This is a genomic window from Shewanella metallivivens (assembly GCF_028750675.1).
GTDB lineage: Bacteria > Pseudomonadota > Gammaproteobacteria > Enterobacterales > Shewanellaceae > Shewanella > Shewanella metallivivens.
The window spans coordinates 582639-606196 of sequence record NZ_JAQQPZ010000001.1; the positions used below are offsets into that span (position 1 = coordinate 582639).

A 23558-nucleotide genomic window follows, 5' to 3' on the forward strand; every position below is an offset into this window, starting at 1 on the left:
ATTAAGCATTAAGACTTCAGCATTCGCCCACGACACCGGTCGCGAGTTCACTTATTCAATAACGCATCAGCGTAAAAAATAAAGCCCTAACGGTTAAGAAAGGGCATTACGGTGAATGTCGATTTCCACATAGTCACTAGCTTAAAAAGAATAATTAACGCTCAGTTCGAGTGAGCGCCCAGCGCCAGCGATTTGTTCAAAACCATTGTTATTGTCTGCTTTATATTCAGCAATACTGACGCCACCTAGAGGGAGTTGATAATATTCATCAAGTAGGTTCTTTACAGCGACTGTTATAGTGGCTTGCTGCCAAGTGATACTGCTGCTTATATTTAACAATGAATAACTGTCGCTAGTATTTTCGAGACGATTATTATCTACGCGATCTTTTTCTGCTACCCATTGCCAAGTCAGACTGTTTTGCCAATCGCCAAGCTTGTGATGCATGCTAAGTTCTGTCTGTAACGGTTTGATTTGATAAAGAGGTTGGTGGGTATCATTACGTTCACCGTGTGTTGCACTGACATTGGCAGTTATTGACCACTTTCCACTTGTTTGTTGAGCTAATTGATATTCTGCATCAAGTTTTGCGCCGTAGAGTGTGGCGTCTACATTCGTGAATTGCAAAATGTTGCGACTGTTACCCTCGAGTCCACTACTATTGAAACTACCCACCACATTGGCGTCAATGTAATCAATAATATCACTATACCAGGCTGTGGTTGTCAGTGAGAAGTCATCATTGATTTGCTTATATACTGCACTTAATGTGTGGGCGGTTTCTTGATTAAGATCTGGGTTGCCAATGTAGCCATTACCGTCGCCATACCAACCAATCATGGTAGTTGCCATAGTGCTTTGCCCCCAGCTATAGCGCTCGTATAAATTTGGAGCACGGCCTTTACGTGCCAATCCAAGCTCAAGGGTTTCGCTATCACTGAGTTGGTAACGCATCAGTAGTGTAACATCAATAATATGGTCATCACGTTGCCGTTCAAGGGCATTAAATGCCTCGGCGGCTGCCGCATTAACATTGGTCATTCCCATCATACTCATGGTGTTGTAAGCTTGTACTTCATCAGCATTGGTTGATACATATTCATAGCGTATGCCTGCTGATAACCACCAGCGACTGTCTAGCGTTTGTTGCCATTCAGAAAATACAGCAGCACGTTTTCGCTCACCATTATTGATATTAATATAGTCATACGGGCTCATCATGGTTGAGCCTGCTACCGCTGGCCAACTGTCGTCAAGTTGATATAAATAATACTCCTGACCAAGTAAAAGCGTGGCGTCTTTATCGATGGGTAATTGCCAATGAAGTTGATAGCTTAAATCTTTGCCTGTGGTTTCCATCGGCATTTTGCCGGTTTTTTCTTCACTAAAGAAACCCATTTCATGTTCAACCCTATGCCAGTTCACTTGGGCGCTAAATAAACCGTCATTATCGAGATCTAACTGATAGCGTACCACTGCACCAACACTATCATTATTGGTCATATCCATGTATTGGTTAGCAAAACCTTGAAAGGGAATATGTTGGTGAGTGAGCTTTATTGCGAGTTCTTGTGTGTCGTCTTGCCAGGCAGCCATTAAGGCATGGTTTTGTGATTGATATAAGGTATCGAGCACTGTATTGCCATGGCCATCAACATAACTATTCGCATCTTCATATGAACCTTGATAACTAACACTGAATGTTTTGCTTGCCACGGTAGCATTGACGGCCGCAAGTGTGGTGTCGCTAACGCTTGTGTATCCGCCAGACACATTGCCGCTTTGCCAAATCACATCGTCACTGTTATTAAATATGGGCTGTAAACTGTTGATCTTAATCACACCCGCAATATTATCACCGCCTGCACTGACAGGTGATACACCAGCAACCACTTGCGTAGATACAATTTGATTTGCTGATATGTATGAAAGTGGTGGATTCATTTGATTGGCACATGAGGCGGTAATATCACTACCACCAATCAATATTTTAATCCTATCGCCCATCATGCCATTTAAAATGGGTAATGCTGACACACCACCTGCTTGTGAAAAATCGACCCCTTGTTGTGTCAATAATGCTTCGGCAGAGCCTAATAAATCGTTATTGTTAGATTGCTGACCATGAACTTCAAGTCGCTCAATGGTTTCAGTGTTAACAGCATTGAGTGGTGCTGCAACGGCCTGCGGTGATATTGCGAGTAAGATAGCTAATGATATTGATGAGAGTGTGCAAGATAAATTTAAATTAAAAATAAGAGGTTGAGTTATTCGTGTTGTCAATGTTATCACCTGATATTGTTTTATAGTGAATTAATTTCACTGCATTTTGTTATCAGATAAATTATATCCTGCTAATGAACAGTCGGTATGCGACATAATGTCGCAGCAGTAATTTTTCGTTGCATGGCAATGGGGCTAGCCATGTTTTGACTTTGATATTTAAGTTAACATTCGTTTTTTAAGGGCTTGTTATTTACCACTAAGCTTGCTTATACTGCGAGACATCTTGTCGGAGTGCCATTATGGCTGAGACCGTTTATTCGGGATCCGTTGAACCTGATCAGGCTAGAACCTGCGAAGGAAACAAGCGTAATAATGTCTATTTTAAAGTGTTAATTTGGTTGTGTTATTTATATAGTTAGACTTGTTGTTTAATCATAACAGTCCTTTCTGTGTGTTGATTCAAACAACTTTCCGCCATTGTAAAAGAGCCATTATTGATGTCGTAGATAGCCTATATTTACGCCGCAGCGTTACTCAACACCTCTCCTGACAAGCAACTAAACTCTTACTAATGAGGTTGCTAATGTCAAAACTACACCGTCGTCAAACTCGCGCGAATGCGCAACAATTTATTGATACCTTAACCCCCTTACAACACCCCAATTCTGAAAAAGTTTATTTAGCTGGCAGTCGCCCCGACATCCGTGTTGCGATGCGTCAAATTCGCCAAAGCGATACCCATATTGGCGGCAGCAATACTGACCCCATTACCCAAGTTAATCCTCCTGTGATGGTATATGACTGCGCCGGAGCATACTCTGATCCTAACGCTGACATTGATGTGCGCCGCGGCCTAAATAAATTACGCCAAGCCTGGATTGAAGAGCGTCAAGACAGTGAACAGCTCACCCAGGTAAGTTCTGGCTTTACCCAACAACGTTTAGCCGATGATGGATTAGATCATTTGCGCTTTGATGCGGTGAATGCCCCAAGGCGGGCAAAATCGGGCCGAAGAGTCACGCAAATGCACTATGCCCGCCAAGGTATCATTACACCAGAAATGGAATATATTGCCCTACGTGAAAATATGGCTCGTGAGCAGGTAATGGATGAGGTGCTTACTCAGCAAGCCGCTGGCCAAGCATTTGGCGCTCAAATCGGTCAGTTAATCACCCCCGAATTTGTGCGTGATGAAGTTGCTCGTGGCCGCGCGATTATCCCGTTGAATATAAACCACCCTGAAGCTGAGCCAATGATTATTGGCCGTAATTTTTTGGTTAAAGTCAATGCCAATATCGGCAATTCTGCAGTGACATCATCGATTGAAGAAGAGGTTGAAAAATTGGTGTGGTCAACCCGTTGGGGCGCCGACACTGTAATGGATTTATCAACTGGACGTTATATCCATGAAACCCGTGAGTGGATTATTCGTAATTCACCGGTTCCTATAGGGACCGTGCCTATATATCAAGCGCTTGAAAAAGTTAATGGCGTAGCTGAAGACCTAAGCTGGGAAGTGTTTAAAGACACGTTAATTGAGCAAGCTGAGCAAGGGGTTGATTATTTTACTATCCATGCGGGAGTGTTACTGCGATATGTACCTATGACGGCCAAGCGTCTAACTGGCATCGTTTCTCGCGGCGGTTCTATCATGGCAAAGTGGTGTTTAAGTCATCACAAAGAGAGCTTTTTGTACCAACACTTTGAAGAGATATGCCAGATTTGTGCTCAGTATGATGTGTCGTTGTCGTTAGGTGACGGCATGCGTCCTGGCTCGATTGCCGATGCTAACGACGAAGCGCAGTTTGCTGAGTTGGCCACCTTAGGCGAATTAGTCAAAGTGGCATGGAAGTATGATGTACAAACCATCATAGAAGGCCCTGGGCATGTACCAATGCAGTTGATTAAAGTCAACATGGAAAAACAACTCGCTCATTGTGATGAAGCACCATTTTATACGTTAGGTCCACAAACCACGGATATTGCGCCTGGTTATGATCATTTTACCTCAGGCATTGGCGCCGCAATGATGGCCTGGTATGGCGTTGCAATGTTGTGCTATGTCACCCCTAAAGAGCACCTTGGTTTACCCAACAAAGAAGATGTTAAACAAGGACTAATTGCTTATAAGATTGCCGCTCATGCTGCCGATTTAGCAAAGGGACACCCAGCAGCACAGGTTCGAGACAATGCGTTGTCTAAAGCGCGTTTTGAATTTCGTTGGGAAGATCAATATAACTTAGGGTTAGATCCCGAGACTGCTCGTGAATATCATGATGAGTCCTTACCGCAAGAATCGGCAAAAGTAGCGCATTTTTGTTCTATGTGTGGTCCTAAGTTTTGCTCTATGAAAATAAGCCAAGAAGTGCGTGATTACGCTCAAACAATAAGTCACTCAGACGCACACTCCTCCGGGAAAGTTATTGAACTCACTGAGGCGAATACTTATCAAACCCTAGCCATGGCGCAAAAGTCTGCCGAATTTAAGGCCTCAGGTTCAGCGCTTTATCATGAGGTTAATGCGGTCAATGAAGAGGTTGAATCATGATGAATCAATCTCAAGATGCCACCAGCATTAAAGCTAGCTCACGACCAATTGTGTGGACCATTGCCGGTTCTGATAGTGGCGGCGGCGCTGGTATACAAGCCGATTTATTGACCTTTAATGACCTAGAATGTCACGGTTGTTGTGTGATGAGTGCGACAACAGCGCAAAACTCACTGTGCGTCAATCTGGTCGAACCCGTGTCTGCCAGTATGTTATTGGCGCAACTTGATACCTTATGGTCAGATTTACCCGCCAAAGTGATTAAAATTGGCCTTATCGCTAGCCAGCAGCAGTTAGGGTTAATTGCTCAGTGGTTAAGGCAATTGCAACAGCAATCGCAGCTGCCTTTTGTGGTATTAGACCCAGTGTTAGTTGCCAGTAGTGGTGATTATTTAAGTGACAGTCGTATCAATTTTAGCCCGCTTGCGGGCTTAATTAGCGTAATAACACCTAATTATCACGAGCTATACCACCTAAGTGCGAATTTACTGCCAACGTTTGTGCCGGCAAAAGAGATGTATAATCAGCAAAACAACATGATACTTGCGGCGCAAAGTTTGGCTGAACATTTTAATTGTCATGTAGTTGCCAAAGGCGGAGATGCCAGTTGGCAGCAACAGCGAGCGATTGATGTGTATGTCAGTAGGCAAGTGCAGGGGGCCAGTACGCTTTATGATAATCAAGTGTTTTTATTAAGCAGCGCCCGAGTCGATACCAGTAATCATCATGGTAGTGGCTGTACTTTGTCGTCGGCAATTGCAAGTTTTGTTGCTCATGACTATGTCGTGCACGATGCCGTTGTGTTGGCTAAGGCTTATGTCACTAATGGATTAATCCATAGCCGTGCTGTGGGCAACGGCCCCGGTGTATTAGCGCGCACTGGCTGGCCAGATAATTTGCTATTAATGCCGCAAATCAATGGTGTTAATATCAAGCTAAGCCACAACAATGTCGAGCCGACAAAAGTACCATGTGTTGCACCGTTAGGTGTTTATCCCGTACTAGATTGCTTGAGTCACTTAACACATGTATTGGAAGCAGGCTGCAAAACCGTGCAATTTAGGGCCAAGCTCATTAATGAAGATGATCCTATACAGCAACAACAGTTAGAGTCAGATATTTGTGAAGCGATAAGACTTGGAAAAGAATTTAATGCCCAGTTATTTATTAATGATCACTGGCAACTGGCAATCAAGCACCATGCTTTTGGCGTGCATTTAGGGCAAGAAGATTTAACCTGTTTTGATATCGCTGCCATACAACAAGCTGGACTCGCTCTAGGGATTTCGAGTCACAGTTATTTTGAAGTCTTAATCGCTCATCAATATTCACCAGCTTACATTGCTCTTGGGCATATTTACCCAACCACCACCAAGCAAATGCCCTCAGCGCCACAAGGATTAACCAAACTTAGTCGTTATGTCAGTTTAGTGGCTAAGCATTACCCAACTGTCGCCATCGGTGGAATAAACCTAGAGTGTCTTGCAGATGTTGCTAGCACGGGTGTTGACGATGTTGCTGTTGTTAGGGCGATATCACTCGCAAGCGATGTGGCAGAGGCCTATCGGCAATTACATCAAGCATGGCTTCATCTCTCAGGGTCTCGTAAATATCTTACGGTTCATCAACTCAACAACGACAATCAGGTGGCAATATGAGCAGCTTAACTGACAAAGAGTACCTGCAATATTCACGGACAATGTTACTCAATGACATTGGTGAAGCTGGCCAAATAGCAATAATGAATAGTCGGGTTGCCATTATCGGAATGGGCGGGTTAGGTCAGCTGGTGGCCCAATATCTTGCTGCTGCGGGGGTTAAGCATCTGCTACTTATTGATAATGATGTTGTGGATATTTCTAATCTGCCAAGGCAGTTGCTTTATTCACCTGCCGATATTGGTCTGTCCAAGGTCGCTGTGGCAAAGCGCGCATTAAGTCGCAGTCACCATGGTATAGACATTGACGCTGTGAACATTCAACTCACTGCTGAAAATAGTCGTACTAATCAAAACCAAGTAACTGACAAACTCGTTGAAACAGATGTCGTGTTTGATTGCACCGACAATTTAACCAGCCGCCATGTGATTAATCAAATATGTGTACAACACCAGTTGCTGTTAGTCAGTGGCGCCATTAGTGGTTACCAGGGGCACGTGTTTTGTCTCAATTTTGCAGACCATACCACAGTGGCATTATCTGGTTGTTATCACTGTTTATACCCCAGTGAGACTCATGTTGAACAAAACTGCGCACAACAGGGCGTTTTAGGGCCTGCTGTGGGTGTCATAGCCAGTATGCAAGCCTTACTAGGCTTACAGCATATCTGTTCAACACTCAGTCAATATGGGGTATGGCATTGTTTTAATGCCAAAGAATTTTCATGGCAACAAGCTCAAATGCGCCGAGACCACCAATGCCATGTTTGCCAGCCATTGCACATCAGCGCGCAAAGCGAGGGAGCAGTATATGTCACTAAATAACACAAGCCCATCTATAACCGGTACAACAGATTTTATTCGCCTAGTGCTGAATGGAACAACTGTGTTGCTTGAATCAAAGTTAAGTTTGTCGCGGCTATTGGCCATTAACAATATTGATGCCGAGAGTGTGGCTATTGTGGTCAATGATACTGTTATCCCTCGAAGCGGTTGGCATCACATTACGTGCCAAGCAAATGATCGGATAAACGTATTTTCAGCCGTGGCAGGAGGTTAATCGATGTTGACGATAGCAGACCATCAATTTAAATCCCGATTGTTTACCGGCACGGGTAAGTTTAGCGATCAGCAAACCATGTTGTCGGCGTTAGCCGCGTCGCAATCACAACTTGTGACTTTAGCAATGAAGCGCATTAACTTACACAGTAAACATGATGATTTATTAGCGCCACTGCAATCAATGGACGTGAAGTTATTGCCCAATACCGCTGGGGCACGTAACGCCAAGGAAGCAATATTTGCTGCGCACCTTGCCAGAGAAATGTTAGCCACCACATGGATAAAATTAGAGATCCATCCAGATCCTAAATACCTGATGCCAGATCCTGTAGAAACGTTATTGGCAGCCAAGCAACTGTGCGATGAAGGATTTATTGTGCTGCCTTATGTACACGCAGACCCAGTGTTATGTCGTCGTTTAGCTGAGGTAGGTTGTGCCGCTGTGATGCCATTAGGCAGTCCCATTGGCAGTAATCAAGGCCTTGCAAGTGAACCTTTTTTAAAGATCATTATTGAACAAGCAACGGTGCCTGTGATTATCGATGCCGGTATTGGCGCACCTTCTCAAGCCTGTAGGGCAATGGAAATGGGCGCAGATGCGGTATTGGTCAATACCGCCATTGCCAGTAGTGCTAATCCTATCAAAATGGCGCAATGTTTTGCTCAAGCAGTCAACGCTGGCAGGCAAGCTTATGAAGCGGGGCTTGGACACGTTAATCAACACGCCCATGCATCGAGTCCATTAACCGGATTTTTAGGAGGTAGGTTATGACCACGTTTGCTGAAGAATTTAAGCAGATATCGATAAGTGGTTTATCATTAACAATCAATAGCTGTACTGCCAGTGATGTCGAGCGGGCCTTAAATAACCCTACTGCAAACTTAAACAGCTTAATGGCACTATTGTCGCCAGCCGCTATGGCGTATTTAGAGCCCATGGCCCAACAGGCCTCAGCAATAACACGGCAACGTTTTGGCGCTAATATCGGCTTATATTTACCCCTTTATTTGTCTAACTTATGCGCCAATGAGTGTGATTATTGTGGTTTTAGCATGAGCAATAAACTTAAGCGTAAAACCTTGTCATCATTTGAACTTGCGCAAGAAGTCGCGATTATCAAACAACGTGGCTTTGATTCTGTGTTGCTGGTTTCTGGTGAACATGAAACTAAAGTCGGCATGAAGTACTTTGAATCAATGTTGCCACAAGTCAAAGCGGCATTTAGTCAGGTTGCGATGGAAGTGCAACCACTTAAGCTGATCGAATACCAGCGTTTAAGGCAATTAGGACTTGATGCTGTGATGATATATCAAGAGACCTACCATCCGCAGACTTATGCACAACACCATACGCGAGGTAATAAACAAGACTTTATTTATCGGCTCAACACACCAGATAGAGTGGCACAAGCCGGTGTCGATAAAATAGGATTAGGGGTATTATTGGGCTTAGATGACTGGCGTGTCGATGCGTTATTAATGGGTCACCATTTGGCCTATTTAGAAAACACCTATTGGCGAACTCGTTACAGTATTTCATTACCCCGTTTACGGCCTTGCACTGGCGGGATAAGTCCAAAAGTGACGTTGTCGGATGCAGGTCTTGTGCAATTGATTTGTGCGTTTAGATTGTTTAACCCTCAGTTAGAGATCAGTTTGTCTACTCGTGAGTCATCGAGTTTGCGTGATAACTTATTGCCATTGGGTATCACTCATTTAAGCGCAGGGAGCTCAACACAGCCTGGCGGCTATCAAAACCCAAGCAGAGAGTTAGATCAGTTTGAGATAAGTGATGATCGTACGGTTGAACAAGTTGTGTCACAACTAAAACATCGTGGCTTCAATCCCTTATGGAAAGATTGGGAGATGGGCTGGATAACTCACTAATACTCGGGCGCTACACCGCCCAAAAACTGTACATTTATTGCTATTTAGGCCATACTAAATTCACATTTTGTCTAATTTTAAACTCATAACTAATTTTAAATTCTTAACTAATTTTAACTCATAATTAAAGCAGTGAGTTTAAAGCGTGAATCTAAAGTGTGAGCCTAAATGCGAATATTAGGTTCATAAATGCTATCAGGAGCAAAAATATGCAAGTTCAATCAGCGTATGCATCAGGAATGCAGGGATTGCAAAGTGCACAACAAGGTTTAGCACAAGCTACAACTTCAGTTGCCACACCTGACCAGCAAAAACCAGCTGTATCTGCTTCAACTCAAGATACGGTTACACTCAGCTCGCAAGCGGTGAGTCAAAGCGATCAAACTTCAGCTCTCATTGATGCTACGCAATCGGTTAATCAAGCTCAAGCTTCTACTAAAGTGATTGAAGTGGCTTCAGAAACCGTCGGTAGCTTGATTGATATCGAAGTGTAAATATGTCTTCAGCCATGAGTGCTGTTTCGTTGGGGGGAGTGAGTATCGCTCCCCATAAGCTTGATGCAAGCAAGCATTCTTCCGCTGCCCTCAGACAATCTCTAGTTTCTTTATCTACTGCCTCTTTATCTACTGCTTCGGTATCAACAAGCACTCAAACTTCATCAGCTCAATCTAGTCACTCATCAGTTTCTTCGGTTTTATCTGCATCAAGCCGCCATCATGTTGCCCCGGTAAAAAGCAATACCAATACCCATGTAGCTTCTCCAGCGATACCGCCGTCAATAAGCCACGAACTAGCACAACCATTGCGCGCGAGTTACAGTCTTAAAACTGGCCCTAAAACGGTTGTGGCTATATTACACCAACCCATTTCAAGTGAGGCGGCCGAGCCTGCGCCAACAAGGCATTTTAAAGTAAATGAGGCTAGCACTCAGGTTGGACCATACCCAGCCAGTCATATACAGGAAGCACCTGTTAATATCTTTGCCGTTGAAAACGATACTCCAACAACGACAGATGACGTTAATACCTTTGAGCAAGCTCACACAGATACTGTTGTGACGACACCAAATCAACAAGCATCATCTGTTGATACCAGTACGCAAGTAGAAGATGAAGCATCTGAACAAAATGCACAACAACAAGAAATAAATAAACAGATTGAACAAAAGCAGCAACAAATAGAGCTTGCAGAAGCCGCTGAGATTGCAGAGCTTACTAAGCGAGACGTAGAGGTTAAAACTCACGAACAAGCCCATGCCGCAGTGGGGGGGAGCTTGGCGCAAAGTCCAACTTACGAATATGAAAAAGGGCCAGATGGTCGTCGATACGCTGTAGACGGTGAAGTCAGTATTGATGTGTCAACGGTTGCGGGTGATCCACAAGCAACCTTGACTAAAATGCAAAAAGTGTATGCTGCAGCGATGGCGCCTGTTCAGCCATCATTGGCCGATATTAGGGTCGCAGCGCAGGCGTTACAAAACATTAGCGAAGCCAAACAAGCATTAGCCTTAGAGCGACAACAGTCGGTCATGAGTACGGCAGAAAGCCAAAAAATAATCGAACTAGGTGATGTTTTTGCCGACCCCGATGCAGTGGACCCTTTAGCCAAGTACATGAATGAAGCGACTGAAACCTCTAGTTTAATGGATAATGTCGTTAACAATATTACGAATGAGATGGCGACAGAGTTAACTCAAGTGACTTCGTCACAGTCAACCCTAACGGCCAATGCTCAATCAGATGTTGTGAGTTCTTCACAACACCATGTATCAGACATTCGTCACTCCGGATCCGCTGAGCGACATAATAACCATCGCCAACATAGCGGTTATCAAGACGCGCTAGCTGCCAATGTTCAGCAAGATCCCAGTTACAGTCGTATTGCTTTTTACGTCTAAAATCTTCCTTCACCATAATCAAATTTTTTCAGATCATGTTAATGACACGATAAGCGGCTGATTATAAGTATTGAATTAACGTTCATTATGTTGCTGTAAAATTAAACTCTCCAATAACTTACTCGCGGGGCCTTGATTATCCCTATCAGGAACCAGCAAATTCATGATGATTTTACGCTGTGAGCTGCCACGTAAATGTAAGCGAACTAATTGTTTATTTGCTAATTCTTGTTGTACAACAAAGTTAGGGATCCAACAAAAGCCAATATTACTGGCTAGAATCGTTTTTGCTTCGTGAAAGTTAGATACTGTCCAGCGTTGTTCTGCTTTAAGCCAGCCAATATCGTTTGGTGTATTGGTTGCAGTATCTTTAATAACGATTTGTAAGTGTTGAGCTAATTGCTTGTCATCTTCTATGTCACCGACTTGTGCAAGCGGATGGTCGGGGTGACAAACTAATTCAAATTTGGCTTCACAAAGGGGCTCGCAAATATGACCTTTTGGCGGTGTAGTGCAAATAGCAATATCGACGTGTTTATTATTGATTAGCTCATGGGTTCCGGTGATCACCGAATCAATAATCGTCACTCGCGTGCCACGACTTTGTGGCAAAAATGCATTGAGTGCTTGTACTAACGTTTCCATCGGGTAGATAAGTTCACGGGCAATAATGAGATTGGGCTCCCAACCTTGACCTAAATTGCTGGCCAATTGTTCCAGCTCTTCCACTGACTGGGTTAAGTGGCGGGAACGCCGCAGTAACACTTCACCTTGCTCGGTTAAATATGCTTTACGACCTTTTACTTCGAGTAAATTGATGCCCAGTTGGTGTTGTAATTTAGCCACTGCGTGATTAAGTGAAGATTGACTCTTATTGAGCTTTTCAGCTGCTTGAGCGTAACCACCAAAATCGACAACCGCTTGCACTATTCGCCATTGTTCTAACGTTGATTTTGCTCGGCTCATGCTTTATTCCAAATCTAATGTTTAACGTTATTTTGGCATATAAAAAAGGCAAATGCAGTGCATTTGCCTCCTTAATTACCGCTTATGAGAACACGATTGCTTTAATGGGCTTTTGCCTTATTGAGTATTGCCTTTGGCGTGACTAATTTGGGTAAATATTTTTTAGTGCTTGAAATATTATGAAGATAAGGCCCTTGATGTAAGGTTTCTGGCCAATCTAATAACATCATAGCCAAAATGTTTCTGTGCTCACCCGAAGATAAAATTGCGTCACCATGAGGTGATGGGATCATTTGTACTTTCGGATCGTACGCAGCAATGACATGTTGTTTTACCTTGTTAACAACCGGATTATCTGGGTTGCCTGTAATTAAAAAGCCAATGCCAACTTCTGTAATAATATCTTCTGTGGTGTCAGTTATAATACGATCGATGTTGTTTTCAAAATAATCTAAAATCCATTGATATTCTTTGGGGTCAACAGGATGCTGATAGTATTCACTGGCTGCAAAAATAAAATGTGTCATACCATATATTTTATTTTTGTATTGGGCTTTGCTCAGTTGTGCGTCTTGGTCATTTGGATAAGTTGCAATGAAGGCTTCTTTATAGGCGTCATAATAATCACCTACACCAATTTGTTTAGCCCAGAATACATAGTTAATTAATTGTGCTGCCCACGCTTTGATCATTTGCTTGTCAGTTAATGCAGGGGTTAAATCGGCATTCTTTAGCGTAGTAATCAATAAATCATGGCATGGCCCGGTAAATCCAAACTCATCAATACGGCTGGCATAACGTAATAACACGTCGCTGTACAACATAAATTCAGGGTAGGGAGCAATCGCTAATTTACGTGCATCACCACGTATTCCTGGTTTGAGTTTATTCACTTCAATTTGCGATTCTTTTTTGATAAAACCAGGCTTGTCTAGATTACATGCATAATAAGCTTGCCGCTCTGCTATGGTGAGTAAATCAATTAATGAGCCATTAGCATACTTATTTTCACCTGTCATACGATATTGACGGATGGCATAGTGCCCTTGAACCCGGGGGGGTAATGAATACAGGTTGGTTTCTAATGTTGTTTTGATCCCCTGGTAAACTTGCTCAGCGGTTAACTGATGAGGCATGTCTTCTGTCGGCTGTTTCGCCAGCGCCACACTACTTAATAAGCTAGCTGATAAAATTAAGTACGAGAGCGTTTTACTCTTGCATCGTTCCAGCATGTTTAAATCTCCAAATAAGTGAATGTGGGTCAACTGGCAAGCCAATAAGCTGCTCAAGTTGATCGTTTATGGGTAAATAGGCCTCATTAATCACTAACAAATCAAAAATAGCTGGGTTTGACAGTCGGTCATTACCTTGTTGGGTAATCAGTTGTATTAATGCTTGTTGCCACAATGGAAGATAATAGCTAATTCCTTGATTAGCAATAGCTTGATAACTATATATTACATCTGTTGCCTGCGGCCAAGGTTGACCAAAGCTGTTGGCAAATTCGTCAGATAAACTGGGGTTACGACTTAACCATTCTGTATCATCAATTTCACCAGTAAATTGATAAAAGCTTAAAGCCACTTTTGCTCTAAATACTCGCATTTGCGTTTGATATTGTAATGCTAATTGCTCACGGGTAGATATAGGTGAGAAGGCTTGGGTGGAGCGTAAATAATGACTCAACCATAAGCTGGCAATAGCATGTTGTTGACTGTTTTGGGTTTTATTGGACAATAAGTAATATTGACTGCCTTGTGATAGAGATACAATGGCTTGGCTAAGTGCATCAATTAGTTTTATTTGTTGTTTTTGTGTATTTAACGTATTCGGGTATGTGATTGAGTATTGCCCAAATTGATGGCCGATAACCGTTTGTTTTATCAGCTGCGCATCTATCCCCTGAGATAATGTGTCTTGTGCCAGCGGATACGTATACAGTTCTCCGAGCAGCCTTTGTTTGTGCCAAAGTCGAATGATATTAATGACAGGCTGCGCGTCATCGTTTGATTGTGTATCAACTGGTGTTTCTGTTTGTGTGTTGTCTGTGAGCAGTTCAACACTTAGCCCAAGCGGGGCAAGTTTTGTGAGTAATTGCAATAAATATGCTTGGGCAGAAACCGCCGCTATTGGTTCTGGTTTAACGGTTTGTGATAGGGCTCGTGCGATATTCCAAGGCGCGGTATCAAGTTGTTCAGTTTGGTCGGTTAAAAACTGCGAAAGTAAGTTAGGGTTGATCCCATGCGAAGCTAAAACAGCCTCAGCGGTATTTTGATAACCTTGAGTCAATGCACGTTGTTGCTGTAATTGATGTATATAGGAAAGGGCTGATTTTATTTTATGTTTCGCTCGAGTTTGATAAGCAAACCAAGCTTGTTTTCGACAGTTTTCATCGGCTTGTTTAATCAGATATTGAGCAATATGAATATCGATATTATCAGTATCAATTTGTGTGGTGCTTTGAGGCAGTACACATTGCTTGTGATTAAATTGCATGTGTAACTCACGCTGTGACAATGCTTGATTTACCGATGCTTGCGCACTATGCAATTTGGATTTTTGCTCAACATCCCATTGGTTTTGTTTGATGGTTAATAACCGTCCACTTAACTGTTTGTACGGAGAGGGTTGATGTTGTAATACGTCTATAAGCTTTTGAGTTTCTTCAGCTTGAGTGAGTGCATTGAGCTCGTCTGCGAGGTGTAACTGACACCACAATAAGCCTTGTTTGCTTAGGCTCTCAGTGGCAAAAGGGCGGTAGTATTGAATCCGATCGTTAATGTTGTTTAATGCAAGCGTGTTTTTTTCAAATTCAACAGCCTGTTGTGCAGCTGTTAAGCTCGAGTTTTGCGATAAATAAGTGAGTTTAGGTTGATATTGAAGGCACTGTTCAACAAACAGTGCCAACGGATTGGCCACAGCACTCGCTGTGGCGCACAAACTAAAACTTAGGATTACTAGAGAAATGCTTTTTAGCATAAGCCACGCGTTCTTCAACTGACATCGCAGGGCCTTTCATGGCTTCAACGTGTTTGAGTCGAGGTAATATTCCTCTACCATTGGCGATTTGAATGGTTAACCCAGGACGGGCATTTAATTCAAGTAACAATGGTCCTTTGTTTTTATCTAGTACCATGTCGGTCCCTAGATAACCTAGCTCACACATTTCATAGGCGCTCGATGCTGTATGCAATAACGTTTCCCAGTGGGGCACTGTCATGTTTGACAATGGAAAGTGAGTATCTGGGTGTTTATCGACAGGCAAGTCAAACTGCACTGCATGTAAACTTTTACCCGTCGCAATGTCTAAACCTACCCCCACCGCGCCTTGATGTAAGTTAGCTTTACCGTCTGATGCTGCAGTTGATAAGCGCAACATACCCATGACTGGAAACCCTTTAAACACAATTAAGCGAATGTCGGGAACACCTTCATAACTAAAACCATCAAATACTGGGTCAAATTCGATTAAGCCTTCAACAATGGCGACATCGGGTTTACCACCTAATGAAAACAAGCCACTTAAGATGTTTGACACATGGCGGTAGATTTCGTTATGGGTAACTTCATGTCCATTAGGCTTGTAATAACAGCCATTATTGACTTTAGTAATAACTAAAATCCCTTTACCACCCGAGCCTTTAGCTGGTTTGATAACAAAGCCAGTACGGTCACTGACCATGGCAGGGATTTCTTGAATTTTATGTTGTTCGTGGACAACACCAATCAGGTCTGGAACCGCAATGTTATTAGCAAGCGCAAGTTGCTTAGTGATCAATTTATCATCCACACGCTTGTAAAATTTGCGCTGATTATAACGACCAATATAGCTAATATTGCGCCTGTTCATATTCAGTACACCGCTACGGCTCAATTCCCAAGGCCAGGCGTACTTCATTATTTCTCTCCAACCAATGGTTTAAAACGCTTTAACTCTGTTAAACGATAACCTGTGTATTGGCCCATCACTAAAACAAGTGCCAAAATGACAAGGTGTATGCCTAAGAAGTTAAATACCCAGTGTTGTACTAAATCGTTGTCCATTGCTAAGTAGGCTAGAGTGGCTACAAATAAACTGCCGCCGCCAGACACGAATACTTTTTTAGGGCCTTCTTCCTCCCATAAAATTGACATACGTTCGATGGTCCATGCGAGAATAATCATCGGGAAGAACGTGACCGTTAAGCCTTCACTTAAGCCTAATTTAAACGAAATCAGTGTGAATAAACCAATAATGAATATCACCACAATAATGACCGCGGATATTCGGGATATGAGCAGTAAGTTGAGGGTGGATAAATACGATCGGATCATTAAACCAAAGGCAACAATCAATAAGAAACCGATTAAACCGGTCAATAATGTGGTTTGAATAAAGGCTAAGGCAATTAACACTGGCATAAAAGTACCAGAGGTTTTAATGCCGACAATGACACGTAAAAAGACTACCACTAAAACCCCGATAGGGATCAGCAAAATACCTTTAAACAAACTTTGCTCTTCAAGCGGTAATTGATAAAGCGAGAAGTCTAACGCATCGTCATTCATCATCATGTCAATTGAGGTTGCTAATGCTGAACGGGTATCTTGCAGCATTGAGAAATTAACTTGTGAGTTTATTCCGCCCATGACATCTAAAACAGAATGGCCTGAGTATTCCCATAACACTAAGGTGTTATCGCGACCTTTTTTGTTGTTGGGTATATCAAATAATACCCATTCGCCATTGTTATAAACCTGAACATACGAGGTTAATTGTTGGCGGCGACGCTGATCTTCTAACTGTAAACCATTGACGATTCGCGCAGGAACACCTTTAGAGTGCAACATCTGCACAAATAGATTGGTTGACGTATTAGCCGACAGTAATAGTGCCATATTCTGGCTTTGCTCTGTGTCGTTAATAAGGTTCATCAATTGTTGCGCAAACGATAAATTAGTAGCGCTACGTCCCCAAACATCTTCAATCACTTGATCAGCCGATGATTTCTCTGTTGCTGGCCATAAATATGGCTCAGGTACTGGAGGGGGTTCAGTGGCCTGAATGTCTAGTTTACCTGTGGGCACTAAAGTGACGCGGTAGTATAAGGCTTGTGGGCCAGTTGCTTCACGAATTGACCAAACCGCACGGCGATTAGACACATCGTTAGAAATACTTAAACCATAACCTGGTGATGTCGCATTTTCGACCAATACGTCAAATGCAGGGTCATTAGGTAATGAAAAGTTCACTTCAGCTGGTTGGTTACTGCCTACAAAACTCACTTTTGCGTCTACGGCCCAGCTTTGGACTTGTTCGCCTGGTAAAAAGGGCACATTGTGTTCAATACCACGATAAATACTCGTGCTAATGCCGATGATAAAGAGCAGTGCTACAAAAATGTAAAACGGTTTACGAGAATGCATTACTGATCCTATTTATTTAAGGTTGTGATTTGTTTTTTGGCTTTACCGTGGATATAAATTTGCCCTACATCCACAATAGCTATGTCTTTCATAAATTTACGGCCAAGTAGCAATGGGTAGTCTAGGTGACTACGGTCTACGAGGTTTAAATCGGTTTCGGCTGAGTACTTACCTATTTTTAAATGGGCATGGATTACCGGGCGACGATCATCATCTGAATCAACATCTTGTTTAATGCGTACAAATTTAACCACTTTAGACTCAAAAGTATTCGCTGGTTGATCAATACCGTTAGTCATCACGTCATAACGTACCCATTGAACACCATCTCTTTCAAATAACACGATATTACGTGCGTCAAGTGATGAAGATTCTGCACCGGTATCAATTCGGGTCGCAAACATGGCTTTGACTTCGTCAACAAAGACACTTTCAACTTCACCTAAGAGGAACTTTTCACCTATCATCGCTTCAGGACATTGCTCTGGTACGGCTAATGGTTTTGGCATTGGCGGTGGCGGCATCACAATGGTTTTCGGCCTTTCAGCTATGGCGGTACTGACTTGAGTTTTTAACTTTCTCATTTCGGCAGTTAATGTGCTAATTTCAGCACTTTGTTCACTGCATTGATTGTTAATTGCGTCAATTACTGCTGTTTGTGTATTGAGCAAACTGCTATTCAAGTCAGCATTCGTTAGCGGAGGTGTTGTGGGTTTTGGGGTGGTTGTACAGCCTACGAGTAAGGCTGTCGCAACGGATAGAGCAAGTACCTGCTTTAACATGTCAATTCCTGTTGAATAGTGTTAATTAAACTAAATCTTGATTCGGTTGATTCTTGGTAGCAATAATGATGGCCCGTTTGGGTGCGGGATAACCTTCTACTGTTAAGGTTGCATCATTTGGATCGAGATAATCGACTAGTGATTCATTTTTCATCCAGTTTGTACTACGTTGCTCTGCAAGTGAAGTCGTATCGATATCAACACACCGAATATCCGTAAACTCACATTTTTTTAACCATAACATCAGTGCGGCCACAGACGGAATAAACCACACGTTGTTCATTTTCCCGTAGCGGTCTTTGGGCACGAGTACTGCGTTTTCGTCGCCATCTATCACTAAGGTTTCAAGCACTAACTCGCCGCCCATACGTAATTGATCGCGCAATTGTAATAAATGATCTATTGGCGAACGACGGTGGTACAGCACTCCCATCGAAAACACCGTATCAAATGCATCTAGAGGAGGTAACTCTTGAATACCTAAAGGCAACAAATGTATAGGGTGTTGATTGCCTGCTAATCGTTTTATTGCTTCAAACTGGCATAAAAATAGTGGAGAAGGGTCAACTCCTACAACGCGAGAAGCGCCTTCGCCTAACATTCGCCACATGTGATAACCACTACCGCAACCCACGTCTAACACGGTGCGGTTTTGTAATGAAGAAATATGGCCTTTTACTCTATCCCATTTCCAATCACTGCGCCATTCGGTATCGATTTCAATACCATGCACCGAAAATGGACCTTTACGCCAAGGTTGAAATACGCCAAGTAAATTGGTGAGTTTCTCTACTTGACCAGGTGATAATTGGTCTCCACTGCCAATGGTGACGCTTGAGGTCAGTTCTATGCTGTCGGGTTGTGGGTAAGTAAACTTATTGAGGACTTTTTCCCACTTCGGTAAGTTACCGTGTTTATGGTCTCGTTGCCATTGACCTAAAATAGAGGGCAATGTTTCTAACCAGTGTTGCAAGTTAGAGTCGGCAATGTCTTTGTAAAAAGAACTAAAACTTATCATTTAATCGCTACCATAGATGCAAAATTAAAGCATTGGAACCACACCGAAAAGTGTGAAAAACCATTATCATTCAAACGTTGTTGGTGAATCGCTAGGCTGTCTGGACGCATTACGTTTTCAAGTGCACTGCGCTTTTGGCTGATTTCGAGCTCACTGTAACCATTGGCTCGTTTAAAATCTAAATGCTGTTCATCTAATAAAGTTTGAATTTGGTTGTCTTCAAAATACAGTTTTTCAGAAATAACCAACACGCCGCCAGGCAACAAACCATCATAAATACGTTTAATTAGTGCATCACGATCGTTTACTGGCAAAAATTGTAAAGTAAAGTTGAGTACAACCATAGAGGCGTTCTCAATGCTGATATCTCTTATATCGGCACATAATAAGTTTACTTGGGTGTCGCTTACATAAGCCGATAAATTCTCTTTGCAGCGGTCAATCATTGATTGGCTATTATCAATAGCAAAAATTTGGCAATCGCGCCCTTCAATTTGACGTCGAATACTTAATGTCGCAGAGCCTAATGAACTGCCAAGGTCATATACATTGCTGTTGGCGGTAACAAAGCGGTTAGCAAAATCACCAAGGGTATTGATAATTTGCGGGTAACCCGGAACAGAACGACGGATCATGTCATTAAATACGCCCGCAACACGTTGATCAAATTGGAAATCTGTTATTTGATCTGTGGCGTGTGCGTAAATCTTATCTTGTTGAGAGTTCATGAGCTGTAATGTGGGAAAAATTCAGCATGTATTTTAGCTAATCATGGTTAATTGCAGCAAGTATCCTACTGGCAATTTGTGTGTTTTTTTTAAAATAGTTCGCCATAGTGTTAATACAATTGGTTCTGTATGGGTTTTATTGCTGTTATATTAACAAGAATTAATCCTAGCGGGATGTTTAAGCGCCATTTGAGACTGATGAGTTGAATGATGAATGGCGATGTTTGTATACAAAAGCACCACTATATGATTAAAAATGAATAAAATGTACATTCACTCAGTCTAAATAATGATATTATTTATCGCATCGCTGTACACGTATAAATCGCTATAAACGGATAAATAACTAACATTTTTGTGTTGTGAAATAATGCGTTGTTGGCCGTAAGTTACTGTTAAGTAGGTTTTTATATTATTTTAATGGTGTAAAGTGCAATAACAATAAAGTGATGTAATCATCAAAATAAAAGTATTAGGGAAAAAACTTGAAATTGATATCTTGGGTACAGTCATTGCTTTTATTGATGCTCGTGTTGCCCGCATACGGCTTTCATAACGACGATATTGCCTCTGAGCAGCCATCACCATTAATTATTGTTATGGGTGAAGATACATATCCTTTTGAATATTTAGATGAAAAAGGTAACCCTGCTGGTATCTTAGTGGATTTGTGGCGTGAGTGGTCAACCGTCAGCGGTATTAAAATTCGTTTTGTAACGCGTCATTGGCAACAATCATTAGATCAACTTGAACAACAAAATGCTGATATTCATATTGGTATGACGGTAACCGACGCTCGAGCTAAAAAGTTTGATTTCGCTACGCCATTTACGTCACTTAATACTTATCTTTATTTACACAAATCACTCAATAGCAAAAAAAAGATCCCTGATCTCATTCCGTACCAGATAGGCATTGTCGATGGTTCTTCACATGAAGCAATGTTGCGAGCCATAGAGCCACGATTAAGTTTTAAACGGTTCAAAAACAGAGAACAATTATTGCAAGCCGCAGCGAAGGACGAGTTACTGGTATTTGCAGGCATTGAAGGCTATCAACGTAACCTTGCTTTAGAGCAAGATATTGCCGCTAACTTTTACAGTTCTTCACGCATTCTTATCAAAAAAGTCCAGCTAGTTCCCGCGGTAGTAAAAGGCAATCAAGGCTTGGTTGATCAAATTAACCATGGGTTTGGATTAATTTCGCCAACAACGATTAAACATATCGAACGTCGCTGGCTGGGTTATCATAAACAAACATCTGGAGTCATTATTGCCATGCAAACTGGGGTTGAGCCATTTGCTGATCTCGGTGTTGATGGTTTACCAACGGGTATGCTGGTTGATTTATGGAAATTGTGGTCGAAAAAAACAGGCATTAATATCGACTTTGCCACCGGTGATATGAATAGCACGATTGATGATGTCAAGCGGGGGGTAGCAGATGTACATATTGGCTATCCTGAAAGCCAAGATATGCGAAGCGGGTTAAAACAGGCTTGGCATATCATATCAGTTAAAAGCCGCTTCTTTAGTACAAAACACAATATTAAAGACATTGAAAACAGTGCAATAAGGATTGGATTGTTTCCTACCGCACCTTATATTACTCAAGTTAAATCTGCGTTTCCCCGAGCACAATTGCGTTTTTACCACACATTAGACGAGATGGTAAAAGCGGCTCATAATGATGAAATTAGTGGTTTTATCTCTTCAGCCGCGATGACATCGCATTATCTATTGGCCAATAAACTCTGGTCAGAATTTCGCCAATATTCCGATATTGAGTTTACGACTGACATGTATGCGTTAACGCGCATCGACGACAGTGGCCTCGCTGATCGTATTCAAGCTGGATTTAACTTGATTTCGGTGGAAGAGCAAATTCAAATTGAACGTAAGTGGTTGATTAACCCTGATGATCGCTTCTTCACAGGAAGCGGCAGTAAAATAAAATTAACTAACCAACAAAAGCAATATATCAGTAGCTTAGGTGCCATTAAGATGGGCTACTTAAAACATTGGGCTCCGATGGAGTTTCAAGGTAAAAATGGCCAGTTTTTAGGCGTGAATGCTGATATTAAAAATCTGCTCGTTAAGCAGCTTAATTTGACGATTATTCCTGTGGCTTATGATGATTTTGGTAAGATGGTCAATGATCTCATTAAAGGAGAAATTCACTTGGTTGCCAGTATGGCGCAAACCAACGAACGTGAACATTCCTTGGCTTTTTCGGCGGCTTATTGGCCGTCTCCTTGGGCAATTGTTACCTCGTTAACCCAACCTCCGATCTTTAATATCTCGCAAGTCGTCGGTAAGCGACTCGCGGTGGTAGATGGTTACCACATTATTGATCAATTAAGGCAGCAATACCCCGGAATTGAACTCGTGATCGTTGCTGATACAGAACAAGGTATCAACGCTGTGATTAATGGCCGGGCAGATATGTTTGTTGACCAAGTTGCTACATTAGCCACAACACTTAAGGGTGGGCAATACCCGAGCTTAAAAATGTCCCTCGTGGCTGAGTTAACCGAGCAACATAGCCGTATAGGCCTGTTTCCTGGGGTGAAACCATTAGTGTCTTTAATTGATAGGGTGTTAGCCACAATTGATGAAACAGAGCAACAAAATATGTACCAAAAGTGGGTATCATTAGACGTTAACACTGATACTTCACGCTATCAACGTTGGCTGCAAATATTGATTGTGGGCTTACTTGCGCTGTCACTGATCGCATTGATGATATTTATGTCTAATCGTCGCTTGAATGTCGAAATGCAAAAACGAATAAAAGCCGAAGAAAACCTCAAGTTTATGGCAAGTCATGACAATGTGACGGGCTTACCTAATCGCAGTTTACTTGACGACAGATTAAGCCAAGCCGTAGTGACCCATCAACGAGAAAAGTCTCGTTTTGCCGTTTTGTTTATTGATCTTGATGGCTTTAAAGCTGTTAATGATATGTACGGTCATCATATTGGTGATAAATTATTGCACAAAATAGGGTTGATGCTGTCTAAATGTGTCCGGGAATCAGACACCGTTGCTCGATTTGGCGGAGATGAGTTTGTATTATTACTTCAGCATATCGACAGCAAAGAAAATACACGTCAAGTCGCAGATAATATTCTACTGGCATTGAAGAGAATTACGATGATTGATGGTCACCAAGTGAATATTTCTGCCAGTATCGGTATTGCCACATTTATTGATGATGCTGATACGCCGGCAACATTACTGAAAATGGCCGACCAATTAATGTATCAAGCTAAGAAGATTGGCGGTCATCAATATAAAATGAATTAATGCTTGTAGATTTTTCCGTCAATCAACCATGTTTATCAGCCACAACTATGGTTAATTGATGCAAACTGACTGA

General features: G+C 42.2%; 18 protein-coding genes and 1 riboswitch. Of the genes, 9 read left to right on the top strand and 9 right to left on the bottom strand.

Going from position 1 to position 23558, the window contains the following annotated elements:
• Nucleotides 1-141 precede the first annotated feature (141 nt).
• Nucleotides 142-2283: a TonB-dependent receptor plug domain-containing protein gene (locus PQR79_RS02500; RefSeq protein ID WP_238103585.1), complete on the bottom strand. Its 2142-nt coding sequence runs from the start codon at nt 2281-2283 to the stop codon at nt 142-144.
• Nucleotides 2284-2503: 220 nt separating this feature from the next.
• Nucleotides 2504-2603: riboswitch (TPP riboswitch) on the top strand.
• A gap of 206 nt (nt 2604-2809) precedes the next feature.
• On the opposite strand from PQR79_RS02500, the gene thiC reads away from it, so the two are divergent.
• From thiC to PQR79_RS02540, 8 genes are all read left to right on the top strand, one after another.
• Nucleotides 2810-4774 (top strand): phosphomethylpyrimidine synthase ThiC, encoded by a 1965-nt coding sequence (gene thiC / locus PQR79_RS02505; protein ID WP_238103586.1) that lies wholly within the window; start codon nt 2810-2812, stop codon nt 4772-4774.
• Complete coding sequence (gene thiE / locus PQR79_RS02510; protein ID WP_238103587.1) at nt 4771-6432, top strand: thiamine phosphate synthase; 1662 nt, start codon at nt 4771-4773, stop codon at nt 6430-6432. The genes thiC and thiE overlap by 4 nt, the downstream gene beginning before the upstream one ends.
• Nucleotides 6429-7256, top strand: coding sequence for a HesA/MoeB/ThiF family protein (locus tag PQR79_RS02515; protein ID WP_238103588.1), 828 nt, complete (start codon nt 6429-6431; stop codon nt 7254-7256). Before thiE ends, PQR79_RS02515 begins: the two co-directional genes overlap by 4 nt.
• Nucleotides 7243-7491: a sulfur carrier protein ThiS gene (thiS, locus tag PQR79_RS02520; RefSeq protein WP_238103589.1), complete on the top strand. Its 249-nt coding sequence runs from the start codon at nt 7243-7245 to the stop codon at nt 7489-7491. Before PQR79_RS02515 ends, thiS begins: the two co-directional genes overlap by 14 nt.
• Nucleotides 7492-7494: 3 nt before the next feature.
• Complete coding sequence (locus PQR79_RS02525; RefSeq protein ID WP_238103590.1) at nt 7495-8265, top strand: thiazole synthase; 771 nt, start codon at nt 7495-7497, stop codon at nt 8263-8265.
• A complete protein-coding gene (gene thiH / locus PQR79_RS02530; protein WP_238103592.1) occupies nt 8262-9380 on the top strand; it encodes a 2-iminoacetate synthase ThiH in 1119 nt (372 codons plus the stop codon). The genes PQR79_RS02525 and thiH overlap by 4 nt, the downstream gene beginning before the upstream one ends.
• Before the next feature lie 209 nt (nt 9381-9589).
• Nucleotides 9590-9874: a chemotaxis protein gene (locus PQR79_RS02535; RefSeq protein ID WP_238103594.1), complete on the top strand. Its 285-nt coding sequence runs from the start codon at nt 9590-9592 to the stop codon at nt 9872-9874.
• A 2-nt stretch (nt 9875-9876) separates the two neighbouring features.
• The gene (locus PQR79_RS02540; protein WP_238103595.1) at nt 9877-11277 is read left to right on the top strand and encodes a putative metalloprotease CJM1_0395 family protein; all 1401 of its coding nucleotides are present in this window, start codon (nt 9877-9879) and stop codon (nt 11275-11277) included.
• Between the two features lie 75 nt (nt 11278-11352).
• On the opposite strand, the gene PQR79_RS02545 is transcribed toward PQR79_RS02540, so the two are convergent.
• From PQR79_RS02545 to cmoA, 8 genes are all read right to left on the bottom strand, one after another.
• Entirely contained in the window at nt 11353-12243 is an 891-nt protein-coding gene (locus PQR79_RS02545) for a LysR family transcriptional regulator (protein WP_238103596.1), read from the bottom strand.
• A gap of 101 nt (nt 12244-12344) precedes the next feature.
• A complete protein-coding gene (locus PQR79_RS02550) occupies nt 12345-13475 on the bottom strand; it encodes a DUF3541 domain-containing protein (RefSeq protein ID WP_238103597.1) in 1131 nt (376 codons plus the stop codon).
• Nucleotides 13453-15222 (bottom strand): hypothetical protein, encoded by a 1770-nt coding sequence (locus PQR79_RS02555; RefSeq protein WP_274408367.1) that lies wholly within the window; start codon nt 15220-15222, stop codon nt 13453-13455. The genes PQR79_RS02550 and PQR79_RS02555 overlap by 23 nt, the downstream gene beginning before the upstream one ends.
• Nucleotides 15185-16141, bottom strand: coding sequence for an alpha-L-glutamate ligase-like protein (locus tag PQR79_RS02560; protein WP_238103599.1), 957 nt, complete (start codon nt 16139-16141; stop codon nt 15185-15187). Before PQR79_RS02560 ends, PQR79_RS02555 begins: the two co-directional genes overlap by 38 nt.
• Nucleotides 16141-17649 carry a UUP1 family membrane protein gene (locus tag PQR79_RS02565; RefSeq protein ID WP_238103600.1) on the bottom strand — a complete coding sequence of 503 codons (1509 nt, stop codon included), beginning with the start codon at nt 17647-17649 and terminating at the stop codon, nt 16141-16143. The genes PQR79_RS02560 and PQR79_RS02565 overlap by 1 nt, the downstream gene beginning before the upstream one ends.
• Nucleotides 17650-17657: 8 nt before the next feature.
• Nucleotides 17658-18431, bottom strand: a complete 774-nt coding sequence (locus PQR79_RS02570; RefSeq protein WP_238103601.1) for an ATP-dependent zinc protease family protein — start codon at nt 18429-18431, stop codon at nt 17658-17660.
• Between the two features lie 25 nt (nt 18432-18456).
• Nucleotides 18457-19449, bottom strand: a complete 993-nt coding sequence (gene cmoB / locus PQR79_RS02575; protein WP_238103604.1) for a tRNA 5-methoxyuridine(34)/uridine 5-oxyacetic acid(34) synthase CmoB — start codon at nt 19447-19449, stop codon at nt 18457-18459.
• Nucleotides 19446-20177, bottom strand: coding sequence for a carboxy-S-adenosyl-L-methionine synthase CmoA (gene cmoA, locus PQR79_RS02580; RefSeq protein WP_238103605.1), 732 nt, complete (start codon nt 20175-20177; stop codon nt 19446-19448). The genes cmoB and cmoA overlap by 4 nt, the downstream gene beginning before the upstream one ends.
• A gap of 524 nt (nt 20178-20701) precedes the next feature.
• Here cmoA and PQR79_RS02585 point away from each other — a divergent pair.
• Complete coding sequence (locus PQR79_RS02585; RefSeq protein WP_238104174.1) at nt 20702-23485, top strand: transporter substrate-binding domain-containing protein; 2784 nt, start codon at nt 20702-20704, stop codon at nt 23483-23485.
• Nucleotides 23486-23558 lie beyond the last annotated feature (73 nt).

Excerpts from the sequence above, each read along its gene's own strand:
- PQR79_RS02570 (WP_238103601.1), bottom strand. The coding sequence starts at position 18,431 with ATGTTAAAGCAGGTACTTGCTCTATCCGTTGCGACAGCCTTACTCGTA.
- PQR79_RS02555 (WP_274408367.1), bottom strand. The coding sequence starts at position 15,222 with ATGCTAAAAAGCATTTCTCTAGTAATCCTAAGTTTTAGTTTGTGCGCC.
- cmoA (WP_238103605.1), bottom strand. The coding sequence starts at position 20,177 with ATGAACTCTCAACAAGATAAGATTTACGCACACGCCACAGATCAAATA.
- PQR79_RS02585 (WP_238104174.1), top strand. The coding sequence starts at position 20,702 with ATGCTCGTGTTGCCCGCATACGGCTTTCATAACGACGATATTGCCTCT.
- PQR79_RS02535 (WP_238103594.1), top strand. The coding sequence starts at position 9,590 with ATGCAAGTTCAATCAGCGTATGCATCAGGAATGCAGGGATTGCAAAGT.
- thiE (WP_238103587.1), top strand. The coding sequence starts at position 4,771 with ATGATGAATCAATCTCAAGATGCCACCAGCATTAAAGCTAGCTCACGA.
- PQR79_RS02525 (WP_238103590.1), top strand. The coding sequence starts at position 7,495 with ATGTTGACGATAGCAGACCATCAATTTAAATCCCGATTGTTTACCGGC.
- PQR79_RS02545 (WP_238103596.1), bottom strand. The coding sequence starts at position 12,243 with ATGAGCCGAGCAAAATCAACGTTAGAACAATGGCGAATAGTGCAAGCG.
- PQR79_RS02540 (WP_238103595.1), top strand. The coding sequence starts at position 9,877 with ATGTCTTCAGCCATGAGTGCTGTTTCGTTGGGGGGAGTGAGTATCGCT.
- PQR79_RS02515 (WP_238103588.1), top strand. The coding sequence starts at position 6,429 with ATGAGCAGCTTAACTGACAAAGAGTACCTGCAATATTCACGGACAATG.
- PQR79_RS02565 (WP_238103600.1), bottom strand. The coding sequence starts at position 17,649 with ATGCATTCTCGTAAACCGTTTTACATTTTTGTAGCACTGCTCTTTATC.
- PQR79_RS02550 (WP_238103597.1), bottom strand. The coding sequence starts at position 13,475 with ATGCTGGAACGATGCAAGAGTAAAACGCTCTCGTACTTAATTTTATCA.
- thiH (WP_238103592.1), top strand. The coding sequence starts at position 8,262 with ATGACCACGTTTGCTGAAGAATTTAAGCAGATATCGATAAGTGGTTTA.
- thiC (WP_238103586.1), top strand. The coding sequence starts at position 2,810 with ATGTCAAAACTACACCGTCGTCAAACTCGCGCGAATGCGCAACAATTT.
- PQR79_RS02560 (WP_238103599.1), bottom strand. The coding sequence starts at position 16,141 with ATGAAGTACGCCTGGCCTTGGGAATTGAGCCGTAGCGGTGTACTGAAT.
- cmoB (WP_238103604.1), bottom strand. The coding sequence starts at position 19,449 with ATGATAAGTTTTAGTTCTTTTTACAAAGACATTGCCGACTCTAACTTG.
- thiS (WP_238103589.1), top strand. The coding sequence starts at position 7,243 with ATGTCACTAAATAACACAAGCCCATCTATAACCGGTACAACAGATTTT.